This window comes from Mesorhizobium sp. CNPSo 4670 (genome assembly GCF_057784235.1).
In genome coordinates this window covers 159,540-179,095 of sequence record NZ_JBWJFQ010000003.1, presented here as the reverse complement: position 1 = coordinate 179,095, position 19,556 = coordinate 159,540, and the positions used below count along the sequence as shown (strand labels likewise).

Here is a 19,556-nt window from a genome sequence, read left to right as displayed (position 1 = left end):
GGGCAGCTATGCTAAATATTCGTCCATGGTGCTGATTTGCGCCAATGACCCGCCGCACAGGCGGGTTTTTGCGTTTGATGCTTCGTCAACCAACGCGCCGGCGCCCGAAGGAACCCGTTAACTTGGATTTGTTGCGCTGCTCTCCCTTGTTGGTCCTTGGGGGAGGGTGAAGCCTCCGCCGTCGAGCTCCACGGCGCCCCCCTCTGGCCTGCCAGCCATCTCCCCCACTTGTGGGGAGATGGCAGCTTCGGCGCCGGCGTTTTGCAACGTTGAAAGTTAGCGAAAGGCGGATGTACCGGCCAATCTCCCTTCTTGCGGGGGTTGAGAAGTGATCCGCGAAGCGGACGGAAAGCCAATTGCTTGGCTTTCCGAACGACGAACGCCCGGCAGGGCAGAAGGGGGCGCCGTAGGGCGCCACCTTGGCGAAGCGGCCGAGAAGCACGAGCGCGAGGTGCAGTATTTCAAGCGGCATTAAGGGGATGGGCTGCCGAACATTGCGGCGCGGAAGGAAATTGAAAACAACTGAATGCAACTTGAAACCAGATTGAGACATAACTGAAACACATCGACGCGACAGGCGACATGCGTGCGAAACGCCCTGGGGAGATGGTTGCGCCTTACCCACAAACCCAGGAGCGCGCCGATGACACCCGACCAGATTCGACTTGTCCAGGATAGTTTTCGCGAAGTCGTCCCGATCCGTGCCGCTGCCGCCGCCTTGTTCTATGAACGCCTGTTCGCCATCGACGGGAATCTTCGGGCGCTGTTTCCGGTAAGAGACATGACCAAGCAAGGCGCCAAGCTGATGGCGAGCCTGGGCTTTGTCGTGCATGGTCTGGATCGTGCCGAGACCATCCTGCCCACCGTGCGCGAACTCGCCAAGCGTCACGTCACCTACGGTGTTGAAGAGCATCATTACCCGATCGTCGGGCAAGCACTGATCGAGACGCTGGCGGCCGGCCTCGGCCCCGCTTTTACACCGGCGGTGCGCGAGGCCTGGGAGGCAGCCTACGGTTTGCTCGCGAGTGTCATGATCGCAGCCGCCCGTGAGGTCCAACTCGCGGCGTGAGCGCTGGCGCGCGCAGGAAGAACGAAAAGACCGGCAAGCGGCGCAAGCTGGGGACATTTGATACGCGCGAAGCTGCGGAGAGGCATGAGCGCGAGGTGCGGTATTTCAAGCGGCAGTGAGGGGAGGCCCCGCTGTTTGCAGGGCAGGCAAGCCGCAGGCCTGGCGGCAACGCTCTAGGGCAGTGTCCCTGCACTCTGCCAAAGCCAGATTGCCAGCGAGCCGGATCGCCCGCGGATCTGTGTTTCCACAGGTCCTTTCAGGGTGCCGGATTTGAACAACGCGCAGTCGCGGCCGGCGGCATCGAGCATTTTGTCGCTCACCGCGACTTCGGCATCCTGGTCGGCCGCGATCTCCATCAAGCGGCTGGCAACGTTGACCGTGTCGCCAATGGCCGCGATGTGCTGACGGCCTTCGCCGCCGAGCCGAGAGGCGACGATCGTTCCGTGGTGGGCTCCAATCTTGAAGCCGAGCCGGGATACGGTCGATGCAGGCATCGAGGCGAGCCAATCGTTGGTGCGGCCGGAGAGCCCCACGCAACAGCGGGCGGCATTGAAGGCGTCATTTGCCGCCGGTTCCGGCAGGCCGAACAGGATCATGGCTCCGTCACCCATGAAACTGGTGACGACGCCACCGCAGCTCGTCACTTCTTCGTCGACCAACGCATGAAAATTGTTCAGGAGTTCGCGTGTGGCGGTCGGCCCTAGTGTTTCACTCAGTCCGGTGAAGCCGGACAGGTCGATGAACAGGATGGCGGCGTCTGTCCGGACGGGCTCCGAGAGGAAGTCGCCATGCTTGGCCAGCCACTCCCCCATGCCTGGGGCTTCAACGCGCTGAAGCAATTGGCTCTGCGTCGCGAAAAATTGGGCCCGGCTCCTGCCAAGCCAAAGCTGCGCGGCCCCGAACAGGATAGCCGGCGGAATGGCGGCGGTCATCGGCAACGCGGCGCTCAGCCAGATGTGGTGCAGGAAAGCGGTCATGTTGACCACCAGCCAGATCAAGACCACGCCGGCGACCGCCGCGAGGCCACCGGCGTTTCGCCGCCATACCAACAGCCCGACAAGAACCATTGGCAACACAACTGCAAAGCCCGCATCCGCCAGCCGGACATACTGGTCTCGCACAACTGCGTCGCCGGCCATCAGATGGGCAATCGCCGTCGACATGACTTCGACGCCCGGTAGTATGGGATCGAACGGTGTCGGGTAAACATCGCCGGTGCCGGTTGCAGTGGCGCCGATCACCACAATTCGATCCAGGATCGCGCCGGGATCGAGTTGGCCCTCCAGCACGGTCGCCGCGCTGATCGTGCGGATCGTGCCGCGGGGGCCATAGAATGTCAGCGGCAGGATGTGACCAATGTCCGTCCGGATAGAGCGCCCGCCCAGCGATAGATGATCGGCTGCGATTTCTGGATCCCCTCCTGCCGCCATGGCGGCAACACGCAAGGGGAAAGACGTTTCCAGCCGATCTCCGGCCCGAAACAGCAACGGCACGAAGCGGGGCGTTCCCGTCTTGTCGGTGGCCACGTTGACGACGCCGACAGCGGCGGCATCCGAGAATGCTTTCAGGGGCCACAGGAACCGCTCGGCATTCGGTACGCCGGCGATGGGGCCGCCGCCCTTGGCCTCCGTCCATTGTTCACCTCCGGGATAGACCGCCGCGGCAGCGATGACGCTCGCACTCCCGCGCAGCGAATGTGCGAGCGCCTCATCGTTGTCTTTTTCCCCGGGATCGACCAGCAGCAGGTCGAGCGCAATGGCTTTCGGTCCAAGCCGCGCGATCGTATCGACAAGCCGGGCCAGCGTGGCGCGGCTGAGGGGATATGCACCCTCGTGCCGCACCGCCTCATCGTCTATCGCGACGATGGTGATCAGCTCCGGCGGCTTTACCGTTCCTCGAACAAGCGTTCGAAGATCGGTCATCGTGGCTTCGACGCGATCGAGAAACCACAGATTGCCGCGCCAGTGCGCGAAGCCCAGGCCGGCGCCCCAGAGACCCGCCAGGATGAGCGCGATCAGCGTCGGAAGCGCTCGCCTGCTCACTGCGGCTCACTGGCCGAAACGGGCCAGCAAGGCGGAAACGCGCTTGGCGGGCCAGCGCTTGACGGTCAATGGTCCTGTTCCGGCCTCGACATCGACGCCATCGCCTGGCGCCAGCACCACGCCGGCACTGGACGCCGGCCGGTTCACGGCGACGCGGCCCCTGAGGACGAAAACGGACGTCTTGCCCCGGCCGACGTCGACCGCCCATTTGGTGCCTCGCGCCGCGGCGATCGCCTGCGGGGTGACAACCGCGAAGCCAGCCGGGATCGAGCCGGCCGGAGCATCGAGCAGCAGCGCCTTGCGCCGCAGCCTGACGGCATCGACCTTGCCGTTTCGATCGCGGTCCACCAGCGTGAAACGAGCGCCACCTTCGACAATGATGGTCAGGCCTTCCTGACATCTCACAATCTGTCGGGACGTACCGGCCACCGGCGCGAACGCACACCCTGCGCCCTGCGCCAGGGCGGCATCCACCCAGAAGACACCGGCAAACAGGCCAGCCATCATCAGGCTGCGGAAAAATCGGTCCCTTGCGCTCATCACCGCCCCCTTGCTCCTGCAGAAATTTGCGGCCAAGAAAATCTGCTGCCGTCAGCCTATGCTTGCCAACCGGCATTTGCAGCCGCGTTGCGCTGAGGCAGCAGGGTGCCGACCGGCGATCCTAGCACGACAAACCTTGCTCCGACACCAAGCAAGGCCGGCCGCGATGCGAATGTCGATCAGGCGGCGACGTTTACCGTCGATGACACGGGGCGTGAGCTGGAGGGGTGGGCAATAACGGACCTCCTCAGCAACACCATGGCGACCTCGCGCGGCATGCCGCACCCTGCCGAAGGCCAAGCGCCGCCGCTTCGGCATATCGGGCGACCAGGGGGCAGGAGTTGATCGACAGGCTGGGCCGCGCGGCGATCGAGCACGCGCGCAATCTCAAGGGCAAGCGGAGGTCCTAACCAGGGAGAGACACAGGATTTGGAAACCCAAGGACGGAAAATACCGCTCTGTTCGCGCAAGAAGGACGAAGAGACCGGCAAACGGCGGAACCTGGGACCTTTTGATACCCGCGAGGCGGCGGAAGCATGAGAGGGAGGTGCAGCATTTTAAGCGGCATCGAGGGGGCGGCGGTGAAACGACGGGGCTAAACTAGTCGCGGATGCGATAGTTGCTTAGCTACATCAGTACAGGCGCTATCGATCAATTCTCGTTTCCATCCCAAATCTCGTCGTCCTCGAACACGTCTACATTGCCAAGGTCGACTTCATGATCCCGGATATCCAAGTCGCTATCTTCATAGATGATTTCCTCGTGTTCGGTACCTTGCTCGTAGACAGATACTGTCATTGTGAGCCGGCCGCTCAGCTCTTCATCAATTTCGATGGAGCGCGCAGCCAGATTAACGGACTCTTTGTCTATACTATCCCAAATCGAAAACTTCAGCTCGATGGAAACTCGCGTAGTCAATTGGAGTGGCAGGCTGACCGTGACCTTTATTGTGCCTTCGTCGCCGACGAGTTCAGTCTCGATGATGTCAATATCGGAAGGGTCTGGCCATTCAAGAGTTTTGAGTTCAGCGCCCCAAGCCAATGCTTCCAACTCGCCTGATGTCGGATAGCCGAGTACCGTGAATTCGATCTGCTCAACATTCCTTGCAATATGCTCTCGAACCTCATCATTGCCGGCACCACCCTCCATCATCCAAGACACAACAGCCTTCCGTAGGCCGGAGGGCGCATTGTTCACCAGGTCAAGCGCTTTTTCGATTTCAGGCACAAGATAAAGCCGTTCTGAGTGTGCACAGTAGGCCCGCCAATCTCCGTCTTTAGACACAACCAGAATACCGGTGTCACGGTCAGTCGCGGCGCGCTCTAACGCAAACAAGGCCAACGCATCGGGGAATTCACTTTTTTTCTTGCCAGGCCCAAATGGCGGCCTACTTGAGAAATATTCCTCGAACAAGGCTGACATATCGACCAATTTGGTATCGTCGAGTACTTCGCAGCTTGTCTCCCTTAGAAAGGAGTTGAAGCGCCCCTTCGCAGCTTCGGCAGCGGACTGTCCACCGGAAATCTGCTCGATTAATTCATCTCGCGTCGGTTTCTCTGTCCCGAACGCAAAGAGCGCTTCTCCGATTCCTTTTTTCGCAGACCGAATCGCCTCCTCGAACGTTTTTTCGAGATGCCCGGTTACTTCTTTCACAACAGTATTAGACAAAATGAAAGAAAGGGGTCTCTCTTTTAGACTGGCGAGTGCTTGGATCGGTGGCGAATTGAGCTGTAGGCGCTTTTGATCGAATATGCTTGTGTCAATCGTAAGGGCCTCAATTTGCTCAGCCGCAAGGAGCGTTCGTATCTGATCGTCACCGATAATTGGCATTTTTGATTCTTCTGACTTCAGAATTGTTCCGAAAATATGAGATGTAAAATTAGACAGGAAGGCGGGCCGTTGTCGACTGGACTATTTTACAAAGGTGCATAATCGAAATACAACGATGTAGTGAAAAGGGGTAAGATAATGCAGTCCACGGGTTTTGGACCTCAAGCTGCAAAATCGAGTCGCTTACGCGACCTTTGCCCTACCATCGCAGCCGATGGACAGGTAGAGGAGGAACATACCGGTCTGAGAAAGGGATTGTTCCGCCGGGATGCGTCGAAGGATCGCGACGGGAGTTGGCCGGCTACCGCGTTGCGCATGGTCAAATGACTAGGCAGCCATATTGTAAGAAATTATTCGCTCGCCGATCTGTGAGACGCTATCCATGGCGATAAGTCGAAGTTCTTCTTGGTCTGCTTGAGCTTCTAGTGCGCTTAACGCCTCCGCGATAGTGTATTGTTGCTGTTGCGTCACTTGAGGATCATCTTGTGGAGGACGATGAAGGATCATCTCATGCTCCCGAGCAAATGCCGGAGCGGGCTCGCGGTCTCTGTCAACCTTTAAGTCCCACAGCCGCCGCTTAATTAGATAGACTGATTGGGTGATGGCGTGAGCTCGTAGGGTTCCAAAGTTTGCCACTAATTTCGGCCCTGCAAAATCTATCACGATCTGATGGCTACCGCCTTTCATCCGTTGTGCTCGACCGTTGCGAAGATCTGTGCTGAAATATCCACTGTATCCCACCCGATGCTCTTTCACATAGTCGCAAACTAGAAATGGCAACCGATCGCCGCCACCACCGCTTGCCGCAGCCGCCACGAGGTCTATCGGCTCGTCCACAGAATGAACCAAGGCTGTTCCTGGCGCTATATAGAGCGATGATAGGGCCGCCATCCAACTCTGCGCGAGCGCTTCCAAGCTTGTGCCTTCGCCCTCTTGGCTAGGGCCAAATACTATTCCCGATAACGGCGGATCGGGCTTCAACAACGCTTCGACCGATCGCAAGGATAGGTCACGCCGCAAATACGTAGCAGCTAGCCTGACGGCGTTCGCTGCGGCGCCAGCCTCAGCGCCGTAAAGGCAATTGAGCCTATGTAGGGCGTTAGCGACTTCCAGATGGAAGCCATCAGCATTTGCAACTGCCACGCCAACAACCAAGCGCTCAAATGAGCCTGAAATCGGCTCTAACAGGATCGGCGCCCAATGCGCTTGGACGCTCCGTTCTAAAGAAGGGAAATGGGCTATTTCGAAATGCGTCATACGATCACCGGCACGCCAAGAGCTTTGCTTGCCCCGGACGTAATTCTAGCGACGCGCCCCTCAATAAAGGCTTTCACGACCTTCACTTTCTCTGGTGGCAATAGATCCACTATCCGACTTAATTTTGACGCTTCGGTCGCATCGAACCCAGAAATGGACGCTTCCATAGCCGTCGCCTCCTGCTTTCTTGAGCTGCGTTGTGCTGCTGACAGCATCGGCGTCATCCAGTCCTCCAGCCGGTTCTTGAAGTCTTTTACGGGGTCAAGATCGGCTTCGCTCCACGTTGGACCTGAGAATCCATGGCCATGATCGATGATCCACGCATCGCCTGAATTGCCAAACAAGAGATTCCCGCAGTGGCGATCAACGTTAGCGATCCACGTGTCGAATGCGTAGAGCTTCCCAAGGTCAGCCCATTTTGCCACTTCCGCAAGGAGCGTCATGCGTCCAACCGTATCTTCTCCTGTTAACCGAAAGGTCAGGTTAGGAACTTTCACATTCGTGCTGACAAAAACCAGGTGAGATCCGCCCGGCAGCTCTGGGGCCTTGGTCGTAGGAAGTATACCTGGACGAACAAGCCCAATAAATGCGTCAGTAATTGGCAATCCAACGTGTTTCGCGAGGCAGAAAGCGAGCAACTCATTGCACAGCTCTATCAAATGGAGATCTTTTATAACAGCTTGCCTTACTTCTCCGCCGTCAAGGAGGACCTGACCACGATACGTTTCGTTGATGTTGCCTTCTTTGAAAGGAGACGCTCCACGCAACACAGTCGCTAGTCGAATTTCGGCCATATTCCCTCAGTCCGTGGGTGGGGTTTAACTTTCAGCAGTAGGTCACGATTTAGGTTTTTGGCGGGCCGCAGCGTCCCATGATGGTGGCGATCTCTGCCTTGTGGTCGCCTCCCGACATGGACGCGACCGGCACACCAATCAGGAATACCCCAGGCATCTCAGGTCGAAGCCTTGTTCTGCAGGTTGGATATGACGGTTAGGCGTTGTCTGTCAGCCTGGTTACGGGGACCGGAATTTTGAATTCTCGATATCTTGTCTGGCGGTGTGGCGCATCCTGCGAGGCTGGCCAACACCGATATTGCCGAAACAGCACGTTTCACTATTCCCCCACTATTCAATAAAGCCCATCCACCGACAACATTGCGCAGCTCATGACGTTGCGCAAGTATTCGGCGGAGACTCACACACGATTAATTTCGACGATCTGCGCCGATATCCATGGCAGTGGTGGTCGTTGTGATTGTAATAAATAGCGTTGCTGGCGGTAGGAGATGATCGCGCCAATTCGCGCCTTGCGTGGGTCACGGGCCATCGCGCAGCTGTCGAATATGCTCGCCGCAGGCGCCGGCGCGAGGTTGTCAGGAGCCGCCATTCAGGCGCGCTTCCACCCCTCGCATTAACCATTCGTTAACCATTCACTCGCTAGCGTTTACCTATCAGTAAGGATTCGCGCCAGTGACTTTTGCCGCTCCCCTCGAGGCCAAATCCATTCGCTTTCGCGCCCGCTCGTTCGTCGCTTTCACGCTGACGCCGGAGGCGCCTTTGGCGGCCTGGCTGGAGGGGCTCGATCACTGGATCGGCAACTCGCCCGGCTATTTCAGTGGCCGCCCGGTGCTGCTCGATCTGAACACGCTGAAGCCGCAGCCGAGCGAGATCGCGGCGCTGGTGGTGGAGCTGGCCACGCGCGGCATTCGCATCTATGCCATCGAGCTCGAAGGGGCTGCCCTCGGCGCCGAATTGCCGCCGGTGCTGACCGGCGCCAAGGAGGCGACGACGGATGGGCTGCTGCCCGGCCGCAAGGCGAGGGAGGCCGACAAGGCCGAGAGCAAGGCGCCGGAGGGGCGCGCGGATACGGGCGGTGCCGGCAAAGGCAAGGCTGGCGCAAGCAAGGTGGGCGAAAGCGAGCCGCAGGCCGCGCAGCCTGAGGCTTCGGGCACGTTGATGATCAAGTCGCCGATCCGTTCGGGCCAGGCGATCGTGCATCCGCATGGCGATGTCATCGTGCTGGGCTCGGTCGCTTCCGGTTCGGAGATCATCGCGGCGGGATCGATCCATGTCTACGGCACGCTGCGCGGGCGCGCTTCGGCGGGTGCGCTCGGCAACAAAGGCGCGCGCATCTTCTGCCGCCGCAACGAGGCCGAACTTCTGGCGGTCGACGGCTGGTATGTCACCGCCGAGGAGATGGAAGGCGTTTCGCGCGGCAAGCCAATTCAGGCATTTCTCGACGGGGACGGGCTGCGCGTCGCGCCGCTCAGCTGAGCGGGCCGATATGGGCCGCGCGACGGACAATAACACAACAACAACGGAGGCATTCTTATGGGCAAGGTAGTGGTGGTCACCTCGGGCAAGGGGGGCGTCGGCAAGACGACCTCGACGGCAGCCCTCGGGGCGGCGGTCGCCAAGACCGGCAAGAAGGTGGCCCTGGTCGACTTCGACGTCGGCCTGCGCAACCTCGACCTGATCATGGGCGCCGAGCGCCGCGTGGTGTTCGACCTCGTCAACGTCATCCAGGGCTCGGCCAAGCTTTCGCAGGCGCTGATCCGCGACAAGCGGGTGGAGACGCTGTTCCTGCTGCCGGCCTCGCAGACGCGCGACAAGGATGCGCTGACCGAGGACGGCGTCGGCGAGGTCATCGACAAGCTGCGCTCGGTGTTCGACTATGTGTTCTGCGACAGCCCGGCCGGCATCGAGCGCGGCGCGCAGCTCGCCATGCGCTTTGCCGACGAGGCGGTCATCGTCACCAATCCGGAGGTGAGCTCCGTGCGCGATTCCGATCGCATCATCGGCCTGCTCGATGCCCGCACCTTGAGGGCAGAGCAGGGCGAGCAGATCGCCAAGCACGTGCTGGTCACGCGCTACGACGCGGCGCGCGCCTCGCGTGGCGAAATGCTGTCCATCGACGACGTGCTGGAAATCCTGTCGACGCCGCTGCTCGGCATCATTCCCGAGAGCCAGGATGTGCTCAGGGCCTCCAACCTCGGTTCGCCGGTGACGCTGTCGGAGCCGCTCAACGCCGCCGCCAAGGCCTATATCGACGCCGCCAGGCGGCTCGAGGGCGAGAACTTGCCCGTCGTCGTGCCGTTCGAACGCAAGGGCTTTCTCGATCGTCTTTTGGGAAGGAGGGCGGCATGAACCTGCTCGACATCTTCAAGCGGCGCTCCAGTGCGCCGGTGGCGCGCGAGCGGCTGCAAGTGCTGCTCGCCTATGAGCGCCGCAACCGCAGCCAGCCCGACCTCGTCTCCATCCTGCGCGAGGAGATCATGGCCGTGATCGCCAAGCACGTGCAGATCGACCAGGACTATCTGCAGGTCTCGATGGACCGCGGCGAGACCATGTCGACGCTGGAAATCGACATCCAGATCCCCAACAAGAGCGCCGTGCCGCTGGCGATGGCGGGCTGACAAGCCTTTCCTCGCCCTCGCTGACGTTGGCTATTGGCGAAAGCCGGCGTGACGTTCGATCTCCCCCTAGGGGGAGATTGCGCTTTCACCTTGGCTGTCCATCCCGCGAGGTGTGGTCGGGCTGGCATCGTTAGGACGATGATAAGCATTTGGTAATAAAAGCCAGGAATGAGATGCTGGCTCGATTTGACATGCAGGATGCCGTCGTTTTCGGCGGTGCCCTAACGTGCGCATCAAAAGCCTGATCATCCTCAGCATGGCGAGCGCCGCGGCCTTGATCGGGCTGGTTGGCGGCCTCGCGATCTTTACGCAGATGATCGCGACCAGGTCGCTGGGTTTGACCGAAGCGACCAACGTCGCCCGGGAACTGGCCGACACGATCGTCTTCAAATCATCCGACGGCTCACCTTCGCTGTTCGAGCGGCCTGAGGCGCTGCGCGAATTTCTGGAGCTGCAGCACCATCGCTCGCTCAGGGATTTCCTGATCGTCGACCCCAACAAGATCCTGCTGGCCCACGCCGCCGACGAAGAACACAAGACCGGCGAGAAGTTCGATCACGACCCCGGCAACGAAGTCGGTCAGACTTTGGCGGATGGCATCCCGCGCAAGTTCAGCGATACGCATGAAGCCAATGAAATACTGGCCGTTGCGATCGAACATCCCAAGGATACGATCGTCGGCGCCGTGCTGCTGGAATACGATCCCTTGCTGCGCGCCGCCGAACAGCGCACCAACAGCTTGCTTTGGCTGGTTGGCCTCGGTGCGGCAGCCGCCATACTGGTTGCGGCGGCATTCGCCTGGGGGCTGCTCAGCCGTTTCGGCGCCGGCCTTTCGGACATGATGAGAGGCATGGAATCGCTGGCGAAAGGCAACGCCATGACGCGCATCAGCCACGGCCGCAAGGACGAGTTCGGGCAGTTGGCGCGGGGCTTCAACACCATGGCGGACGAGCTTGCATCCGCACGGGCCCACATCGAGGATATCGTCCAGACGGCCGCCGAAGGCATCGCCGTGCTGGACAGCGATGGCAAGATTGCAAGCGTCAACCCCGCGGCGGCGGCGATGATCGGGCGGCGCGCCGACAAGATCGTAGGGCAGGACTGGGGCTCGGTCATGGCAATGCGGGATCCGAGGGGAGCCGAGTTCGCCGGGGGAACGTCTCCCGTGGAGCAGGCCTTGACCACGGGCCGCCAGCACCAGAGCGAAGTGCGCCTGACCAAATCGGATGGCTCGCATGTGCCTGTCATCGCCAGTTGCAGTCCGCTCAGCCGGCCCGACGGCGGCCTCGTGCTGACGCTCAGCGACATCAGCGAGCTGCGCCGCGCCGAAGGAGTTGTGAACGAGCGTGCCGATCAGCTGGCGCTGCTCAACCGCGAACTGCACGAGAAGTCCGAAACCACGACCCGCCTGGTGAAGCTTGGCGAACTGCTCCAGGCCTGCGTCACCTTCCCGGAAGCGTTCTCGGTGGTCGGCACCGCCATGGCCGAGTTCCTCAGCGGCTTGAGCGGAACCGTCCACCTGACCAGCGCGTCGCGCAATTTGGTGGAGGAGATGGCGCATTGGGGCGACGTCCGCTCGAGCGCCACGCAATTTGCGCCGGAAGACTGCTGGGCGCTCCGACGCGGCCAGGAACATGTCACCGGCCCCGGCATGCTCACGCCGCGCTGCGCTCATATCACCGAGAACGGCAAGAAAGGCTATGTCTGCATGCCTCTGGCGGCGCAAGGCGAAACGCTGGGCATCCTTCATCTGTGCGAGCCGAATGCGGCCGAAAAGCCGCAATGGCTGGCCGAAAGACAGCAGATCCTGCGCGGCGTTGTCGACACGCTGGCGCTGGCGCTGGCAAATCTGCGCCTGCGCGAGACCCTGCGGCAGCAGTCGATCCGCGATCCGAACACCGGTCTCTTCAACCGGCGATATCTCGAGGAGACGAGCAGCCGCGAACTGCGCCGGATGGAGCGCTCGGGCCAACCGCTGGTGATCATCATGCTCGATGTCGATCATTTCAAACAGTTCAACGATACGTTCGGCCACGAAGCCGGCGACCTTGTCCTGAAGCAGGTCGCCGCCACATTGATCGAGCATGCCAGGGATAGCGATGTCGTGTCGCGCTACGGCGGCGAGGAGTTTGCCCTTGTCATGCCGGGAAGCTCGGTCGAAGAAGGCACCGAGCGGGCAGAAGCGCTGCGCCAGGCGATCAGGAAGCTTCATTTGACGCATCGCGGCCGGACGCTGGGCACCGTTACAGCCTCGTTCGGGGTCGCCGCCTATCCCGAGCATGGCGTGGGCTGGGCCGAGTTGACGAATGCCGCGGATCACGCGCTCTACGATGCCAAGGGCAACGGGCGCGACCGGGTCGCTATCGCGCTGGGCAACGCGTCCGGGGAGCGCCCCCCGATCCAATTGGTGCCAGCCCCGAAAAGCAGCTGAGACGCCTTTTGAGGTAGAGTTTTCCATGGCCGTGGCATTGTTTGCTCGCGGCATCCACCCCCAAATGTCCGAACCTACCTCCCGCCAACGGGGGCTTCCCCTGCGCAAATTGCGGATGTAAGGATATGTTAGCAATTCGTTAAGTAGCAAGTTGGGGTTTGCGTAAGGGGGAGTTCGGCTATGAACTTCAAGGGCCTGATCAAGCGTGCTGAAGACGTAGATAAAGCAATTCAGGAACTCGAGATCGATCTGGCGGATGCGCTGGATGCAAGTCTCGACGCCGAGGACGAGGCGCCGCCAGAGAGCGACGATGTCCCGGATGCCGTGGCAGGACCTGACGAGCCGCCACCCGTGGCCGATGCGGCAAATGCGGATAGTGCGAAGAATGCAGACAGTGCGGGCAATGCCGACAGTCCCGAAACCGGGCCGCGACTGACGTCCCATGCACAGACCCGACTGGCTGCGTTGAGTGCGTTTGAAGGGCTGTTTCATGACGCCAGGGATTATCTGGACGACATCCACGGCAAGCTGTCGGAGATCGCGACCTCACATCACCTGACGCGCGAATATCTCAACATCCTCCATGGCGACATCCTTCGCGCCAACGAGCTGGAGCTGGTAAATGCCGGCCTGATCGCCGAACAGAGAACGCTGTCGGAAAAGCTGCACGACGCGGGCAGAAAGTTGCGCGAGCGTGAAAGCGCTTGCGAAGTGCTGCAACACCGCGAGACAAGCTTGGTCCAGGACAGGGAGGCGCTTCGCACTGCACTTGCCGCGACAAGGCTGGAACTCGCGGAGGCAGCCAATGCCAGCGCAAAACGTGACGCGGACTTCGGCGACATCGCCAAGCGGCTGACCGCCAGGACCGTCGAGGCCAACAGGCGCTTGCGCGAGAGCAAGATGCTGCGGGAACAGCATGTCAGCCTGTCGATGGAGCTCGACAAGGCGTTGAAGCGGGAATCCCAGGCGCGCCACCGGCTCGACGAGCTCTCGGCGATCCATGCCAGCGAAGCCGCGCGGCTTGCCGAACTGCTGGCCGCGCTCGCCAAGAGCGAGAAGGAGGAGGTGCGGCTCCAGAAGGCATTTGAGGCCGCACAGGCGAAGCTGTCGGGCATGGCCGAAGCGGCCAGCATGGTGGAAGGCGACCGGGAAGCCGAGCTGGCGCGCAGCCAGACGGAAATGCGCGGGTTGCGCTCCGAGATCCAGGACCTGCAATCGCGGCTGGAGTGGGCCTCGAATGAGAACAGCGAGGCCGCCAGCGAGATCGCCAGGCTCAAGACTGAATTGAACGACACCCTGGCCGAAAAGAAGATCGCCGACGAAAAATTGACCGCGCTCACCGATGAGAACGAAAGCGACAAGGCCAGCCTTTCGAAAGTGAACGCCAATCTTTCACAGCTTGTGCTGCAACAGGCGTCGGAACAGATACAGCTCGATGTCCAGAGGCAGGAATGCGAGGACCTCAGGGCCGAAATCGTCTCGCTCAATGCCCGGATCAAGGAATTGCTGCCCTACGAGCGGCTCCACAAGGCCACCAGCGGCAGACCGCGTGAGGGCACCGTGGTCGAGATCACCGGCGTGGTGGCGGAGAAAGCGCGTGCAACGGGCAGGCGGCGCGTCCGCAGGAACCTGCGCGCGACGCCGTAGCTACTTCGCGGGCTCGCCGCGACGTCGCTTGGCACTCGCTCGGCCGGGGGCGGCGAGTTGCTCGTGCTGGTAAAGCTCGTCCATGGTGAGCGATGCCAGCGCCCCGAAAGGTGCCTGCTTTTTCACCCTGCCGCCGCTCAGGATCACCACGTCGTCGCAGAACGAGATGGTGCTGTGATGGTGACTGATGACGATGGTCGTGCGGCGGCCGGCTCTCGACTTCAGCGTCTCGACGATCGCTGCTTCCGAGAGCCCGTCGACGGCATTGGTGGCCTCGTCAAGGATCAGAAGATCGGGATCGCGCACCAGGGCCCTGGCCAGTGCGATCCGCTGTCGCTGTCCCGCCGAGAGGTTGACACCCCTGTAGCCGACGAGCGTGTCGTAACCGAGCGGCAGCCGTTCGATGAATTCGTGCGCCTCGGCCAGTCTCGCGGCACGCTCGGCTTCGGCGGCCGTGGCCGCGTCCTGCCCGTAGGTGATGTTTTCAAAAATGGTGCCATCGACCAGCTCCAGTTCCTGGCTGGCCAGTGCGATGTGCTGGCGCCACTGGCTGGCGTCGATCCCGTCGAGCGGTGATCCATCTACGAGAATCCTGCCGGTGTCCGGTTCCACGAAGCGGCACAGGAGATTGACGATCGTCGTCTTGCCGGCGCCCGAGCGGCCGATCAGCGCCGTCGAGCGGCCGCCGCGGATCTCGAAAGTCGCCGAATGCAGCACCACCTCACGCCGGTCCGTGCCGGAATAAGTGAACGTCACGTCATCGAACTTGATGCCCTGGCGCAAGCCGTGGAACGGCCCGTCGCCTTGCGGCGGTTGAGGCTTGCCGGACGGATCCAGCATCCATATCACCTCTTCGAGCGATCCGCTCAGGCCTTGCAGTTGGCTCCACGACCCCTGCAGGGCCCGCATATGCGGCTGCAGCCTGTAGAGCAGGATGACAAATGCGATGATCAGCGGGAAGTTCACCTGCGCCAGCCAGGCGCCAATCACCACCGCCAGAAACAGCGCGGCGTGGAGAACCTCCGTCAGCGGCGGCAACGCTCCCTGGCGGACAAGCAGGACGAAGGAAGCGCGGCGGACCGCATCGGACGCCGTATCGAATATAGCCTGCTCCCGGCTCTCCTGTCCGAAGATGCGGATCAGGCGTCCGGCATGCACCAGATGGAGCATCTGCGATGCGAGGTACGAGTTGCGCGAGGCGACGCTGCGGCTGGGCCCTTTCAGATTGGCCGACAGGATGGCGTGCGCGATCTGGACGGCGGCCAGTCCCAGCGTGACCAAAAGCGTCATGCGCCACGAAAGCAGCAGCAGAAAAGCCAGCAGGATGATTGCGGCCGAGGCGCTGACGATGGCCGACAGCACGATCTGGATCGCATCAGACGCCCGCCAGGATTCGTTGGAGATGATGTTGAGCAGCCGCCCCGGACTCTGCCGCAGGAAGAATGGGTAGCCGACCCGCAACAGCCGCTCCGACAAGGCGCTGCGGATCGAATGGCTTGCCTTGCCGTAGATGAAGGTCGTCAGCAGCGTGTTGGCGAAGGCGAAAATGTTCTTCAGGACGATCGAGCCGAGGATGGCGATCGAAATGACCATAAGCCGGTCGCGCTCGCTGAGGCCCGATCCGACATGCTGGAGGACGGCGGAGAAGCCGCCCATTCCCGCTGCGTCCCCGTGTCCCATGATAATGCCCAGCAACGGGATGATCAGGCCGATGCCGAACCCTTCGAGGACGGCGCCGACCAGGCCGAGGACCACCACCGCCGGAAGCAGGCGCAGTTGCTTCTTTCCGAACGTCCGGAACAGCATCGGCAGGCTGGGCGGTAGCAATGGCATTATAGCGGTTCAACTCGCTTCGGCATTTGCCTGTTGATCTTGTCGCATCGGCGCACCCTGCGCCCGTCTCGCCAGCATGAGAACCGCGAATCTGGCCGCGCCGAGCAAATTCATGCCGACGATCGGCCAATGCGACAGGTTGAGTTCACGATCGAACGCGGGGCCGCCCGCCGATTCCCGGAAAGCGGCTCTCGCGGCCCAGTAGAAATGACGCAGCAGCCAGGGCGCATGGCGAACATGTTTCAGGCAGAGCCCGCCATTTCCCAGGCTGTAGTCGCGGTGGAGCTTATCGATCGATTTGCGATCCCGCCGGCCGTGATGGTGGAATATAGTCATGTCCGGCACATACTCGACCGCGATGCCGAGCAGCACCGCGCGCACGAGATAGTCGGTATCCTCCGCCGACCGCAACGGCCCGCCGGCGCCGAAACGTTCGTCGAAATAGCCGATACGGGCCGCGACATCGCGGTGCATCGTCATGTTGCAGCCCAGCACGAAACCGCCGGGATGGACATCCGGCGTCAGCCGCTCACGTACCCGCGAGCGCTTGATCGTGAAAGGCAAATCCCGGGGGTCGCCAAGTTCGACACGGCCGCCCCGGATGAGCCATTGTTCCCCCGACGCATAGTGTCGCTCCAGATCGCGCAGGTAGTCGCAATGGACCGCGCAATCATCATCGACAAAGACCAGCACACGGCCCCGCGCGCGCTTCAACCCGGCGTTACGGGCAGTCGCCAATCCGGGGCGGGGCTCGCAGACGGGCGTGAATGGAATGTCCGACATGGCGGCGATGCTGGCCAAGCGTTCCGCCGTGCGGTCGCTCGAGCCGTTGTCGACGACCACCAGTTCGGCAGCGAAGCCGGCATGGGCGCGGCACGCGGCCTGCACCGACTTGATGCAAGCCTCGAGCACGGCGACGCGGTTGCGCGTGCAGATGATGAAGCTGACTTCCGGCGCTGATCGTTCCGGGCGGGGATTGGCCGGGCCGGCGCAGAGCGCTGTCGAACGATCGCGCTGCAGGGGTTGGTGGGCTTTGACGGTCATCCCTCTAACTCAACTGATAAGGCGCCAGGACCGTCTCGGCGGGCGCGGATTTGAAGAAGTATGCCAGGGCGTCCGCCTGCCGGCCGGCCGACAGCGAGGCAAGGCTGAGCCAGGGCGCCCAGGAGCCCGGCCGCAGCGCATATTTCTCGCGGCGCCGGATGACGTTCCATTTCGCGGTCCGCGTCAGCAATTCATGCGTCAGCGAGGGCTGCTTTTCGTCGGCGACGAGTTGGTAGAGGAAATAGAACAGGTTCAGCGCGCCGGCCTCGAAGCTCCGCCGCGTCTCGGCCGGCAGCGAGCAAATCTCCTCCTCCAGCGCGACGATGAAGTTGGCCGCACGGGCAACGGTGTCGACGCTGACCGCATCGCCGATGTCGCGCAGGTCCCGCGTGGTTTCCGCGAGGCCCTCGCGCTCGAGATTCTCCGCCACGATCCGCAAATGCGTCCGGCGCATTTCCTTGCTGTGCCGGCTGGTCACGCTTGCCTGATGGATGCGGTAGACGACCAGGTTTTCGGGCATCATGGCTGCCGGGTAACGGCCGGCCAACCGCCTGAAAAGGTCGAAATCCTCGGCGTGCCTGTACGTCTTGTCGTAGTGGAGATCGCCGTCTTCGATGACCTTCCTGTTGTAGACGACCGTCGGGTGCATGAAGATGGTGAAGAACATCGCCAATATGGGAATGCGGCCGAACTGGAACACCGGATCGGGCTTGCCCCTGGCGATGCGGCCGCGGATCAACATGTCGACGCCAGCGCCGCAGAAGCCAAGTTCGGGCCGCTGCTCGAACAGCGCCACCTGGCGAGACAGGCGCCAGGGGTAGGCGACGTCGTCCGCGTCCATCCGTGCGACCAGTTCGCCCTGGGCTTTTCGCAGCCCTTCGTTGAGCGTCGCGACGAGGCCGCGGTTTTCGCGCGAGATGATCGAGATGCGGCTGTCGGCTTGCCGGTATCGCTCGAGGATTTCGAGCGAATTGTCGGTCGACCCGTCATCGATCGCGATGACCTCCACGCGGCAGTAGTCCTGCCGCAGGATGCTTCCCAACGCGGCGGCGAGATAGGGCCCGGCATTGTAGACCGGCAGCAGGACTGAGACGAGCGGCGCGGCGGTCATGGTCTCGCGTCCGTTCGCTGGAGGTCGAGCGATGGTGCCAGGCCATCGGGCGATCGGCCGGGCGCCCTCGCGACCCAACCGGCGCGCTCGGCGCGTGTCGGCGCGGCATTGGTGCGCGCCACATAGGGGAAGTGGCGCTTCAGGCGGTTGAGCGGCCCTTCGAAAACCACCCAGGAAATCGAGGCCACGACAATCGTGGCTGCGCTCGCAACCAGCAACCGCCCTGGCCCTTGCTCCGAGACGTTAAGCGGAATCCAGTGTTGAGACTTGACGGCGAGCGACAACAGTATCGGATGATAGAGATAAACGCCGTAGCTGATGCGACCGAGAGCGAGCAACGGCGGCAGTTCGGCAAGCTTGCCGATTGTGCCTCCAAGCCCGCTCGAACAGGCGGCGACAATGGCCATCAACGGCACCAGCGGCAGGACTTGCAGCAGCAGCCAGCGGACCCATTCCAGGGTCGGATCGGGAGGCGCCGGGACAAACCACTCGATCACCAGGAATGCGGCCGCGAAGGCAGGCCAGCCCAGCCGCATCCATTGCGGCAGGACAGCACCTCTGGATCGCCAGCAGGCAAGCAGCGCACCCGACGCCAGCGCATCCATGGATGCCGGCGGCAGCAGGTCGCGTGCCAGCGCCGGAGTGGCGGTGACCGGCCAGTAGAAGCGATAGGCCAGCGACAGCAGGATGATGCCGATGCAGATAGGCTCGAAGCGCCGTCGTGGGACAAGCAGGACAATCAGTGGCCAGGCGACATAGAACTGTTCCTCGATGCTCAGGCTCCAGAAATGGCACAGCACCCAGGGCGTCCAGTCATTGCGCAGCGCATACCAGAAATTCGACAGATAAAGCGCGTGCCAGATTAGCGATGCCCTGGCCTGTTCCAGGTCAAACAGCCAAACGAAACCCAGGACGGCGAAATAGGGAGGAAATATCCGCAGCGCCCGCCTGATGTAGAAGGATCGCAACGCGGCGCCGGTTTCAAATTCGGCGGCCGAACGCGCTTCCAGCAGCAGGCGGGTGATCAGGAAGCCGCTCAACACGAAAAACAACCGCACGCCTATATGGCCCCAGAAGGAAGATCCTCCGGCCGCGAAGAAATGGGAGTACAGCACCATCGTGACGGCGATGGCCCTCAAGGCATCCAGTTGGATGTCGCGGGCGTTTCCCATCAGCGGCGTCCGCCGGCGTGATGTCCGCGACGAAGCCGCAAGGCGGTCATTTCGAACGGTAGGCCAAGACCCGCCACGGGGCCGGCAGCGTCAAACCCGCGTTCTGCGAGTCCGCTCGGGCCGGGCTCGAAATCGACGGACGAACAGCTCAAGTCGGTCAGCCTG

16 protein-coding genes are annotated in these 19,556 nt (G+C 61.8%); 6 read left to right on the top strand and 10 right to left on the bottom strand.

Annotation, left to right across the window (positions count from 1 at the left end; all coding sequences use genetic code 11):
* The first annotated feature begins 643 nt into the window (after positions 1-643).
* Positions 644-1,069 carry a globin family protein gene (locus tag AC0ZT5_RS07155; RefSeq protein WP_111543346.1) on the top strand — a complete coding sequence of 142 codons (426 nt, stop codon included), beginning with the start codon at positions 644-646 and terminating at the stop codon, positions 1,067-1,069.
* A 173-nt stretch (positions 1,070-1,242) separates the two neighbouring features.
* Here the strand turns inward: AC0ZT5_RS07155 and AC0ZT5_RS07150 are convergent, their stop codons facing one another.
* The 6 genes from AC0ZT5_RS07150 to AC0ZT5_RS07125 form a co-directional block, all read right to left on the bottom strand.
* Positions 1,243-3,111 (bottom strand): CHASE2 domain-containing protein, encoded by a 1,869-nt coding sequence (locus tag AC0ZT5_RS07150; RefSeq protein WP_488495847.1) that lies wholly within the window; start codon positions 3,109-3,111, stop codon positions 1,243-1,245.
* Positions 3,112-3,117: 6 nt separating this feature from the next.
* Positions 3,118-3,651: a FecR domain-containing protein gene (locus AC0ZT5_RS07145; protein ID WP_488495846.1), complete on the bottom strand. Its 534-nt coding sequence runs from the start codon at positions 3,649-3,651 to the stop codon at positions 3,118-3,120.
* A 651-nt stretch (positions 3,652-4,302) separates the two neighbouring features.
* Positions 4,303-5,481 (bottom strand): PIN domain-containing protein, encoded by a 1,179-nt coding sequence (locus AC0ZT5_RS07140; protein WP_488495845.1) that lies wholly within the window; start codon positions 5,479-5,481, stop codon positions 4,303-4,305.
* A gap of 327 nt (positions 5,482-5,808) precedes the next feature.
* Entirely contained in the window at positions 5,809-6,738 is a 930-nt protein-coding gene (locus AC0ZT5_RS07135; protein ID WP_488495844.1) for a hypothetical protein, read from the bottom strand.
* A complete protein-coding gene (locus tag AC0ZT5_RS07130; RefSeq protein ID WP_488495843.1) occupies positions 6,735-7,532 on the bottom strand; it encodes a HipA family kinase in 798 nt (265 codons plus the stop codon). The genes AC0ZT5_RS07135 and AC0ZT5_RS07130 overlap by 4 nt, the downstream gene beginning before the upstream one ends.
* Positions 7,533-7,932: 400 nt before the next feature.
* Complete coding sequence (locus AC0ZT5_RS07125) at positions 7,933-8,124, bottom strand: hypothetical protein (protein ID WP_488495842.1); 192 nt, start codon at positions 8,122-8,124, stop codon at positions 7,933-7,935.
* A gap of 83 nt (positions 8,125-8,207) precedes the next feature.
* Between AC0ZT5_RS07125 and minC the strand changes: the two genes are divergently transcribed.
* From minC to AC0ZT5_RS07100, 5 genes are all read left to right on the top strand, one after another.
* A complete protein-coding gene (minC, locus tag AC0ZT5_RS07120; protein WP_488495841.1) occupies positions 8,208-9,011 on the top strand; it encodes a septum site-determining protein MinC in 804 nt (267 codons plus the stop codon).
* A gap of 57 nt (positions 9,012-9,068) precedes the next feature.
* Positions 9,069-9,884 carry a septum site-determining protein MinD gene (minD, locus tag AC0ZT5_RS07115; RefSeq protein ID WP_184875292.1) on the top strand — a complete coding sequence of 272 codons (816 nt, stop codon included), beginning with the start codon at positions 9,069-9,071 and terminating at the stop codon, positions 9,882-9,884.
* Positions 9,881-10,153, top strand: a complete 273-nt coding sequence (gene minE, locus AC0ZT5_RS07110; protein WP_024501686.1) for a cell division topological specificity factor MinE — start codon at positions 9,881-9,883, stop codon at positions 10,151-10,153. The genes minD and minE overlap by 4 nt, the downstream gene beginning before the upstream one ends.
* A gap of 226 nt (positions 10,154-10,379) precedes the next feature.
* On the top strand, positions 10,380-12,584 hold the full coding sequence (locus AC0ZT5_RS07105; protein WP_488495840.1) for a sensor domain-containing diguanylate cyclase: 2,205 nt from the start codon (positions 10,380-10,382) through the stop codon (positions 12,582-12,584).
* Between the two features lie 180 nt (positions 12,585-12,764).
* Entirely contained in the window at positions 12,765-14,231 is a 1,467-nt protein-coding gene (locus AC0ZT5_RS07100) for a coiled-coil domain-containing protein (protein ID WP_488495839.1), read from the top strand.
* On the opposite strand, the gene AC0ZT5_RS07095 is transcribed toward AC0ZT5_RS07100, so the two are convergent.
* The 4 genes from AC0ZT5_RS07095 to AC0ZT5_RS07080 are packed head-to-tail and all read right to left on the bottom strand — an operon-like array spanning position 14,232 to position 19,391.
* Positions 14,232-16,064 carry an ABC transporter ATP-binding protein gene (locus AC0ZT5_RS07095; RefSeq protein WP_488495838.1) on the bottom strand — a complete coding sequence of 611 codons (1,833 nt, stop codon included), beginning with the start codon at positions 16,062-16,064 and terminating at the stop codon, positions 14,232-14,234. It abuts the gene before it with no gap.
* 9 nt (positions 16,065-16,073) lie between these two features.
* Entirely contained in the window at positions 16,074-17,108 is a 1,035-nt protein-coding gene (locus tag AC0ZT5_RS07090; protein ID WP_488495837.1) for a glycosyltransferase family 2 protein, read from the bottom strand.
* Between the two features lie 4 nt (positions 17,109-17,112).
* The gene (locus tag AC0ZT5_RS07085; RefSeq protein WP_488495836.1) at positions 17,113-18,219 is read right to left on the bottom strand and encodes a glycosyltransferase family 2 protein; all 1,107 of its coding nucleotides are present in this window, start codon (positions 18,217-18,219) and stop codon (positions 17,113-17,115) included.
* A complete protein-coding gene (locus AC0ZT5_RS07080) occupies positions 18,216-19,391 on the bottom strand; it encodes an acyltransferase family protein (protein ID WP_488495835.1) in 1,176 nt (391 codons plus the stop codon). The genes AC0ZT5_RS07085 and AC0ZT5_RS07080 overlap by 4 nt, the downstream gene beginning before the upstream one ends.
* Positions 19,392-19,556: the final 165 nt, after the last annotated feature.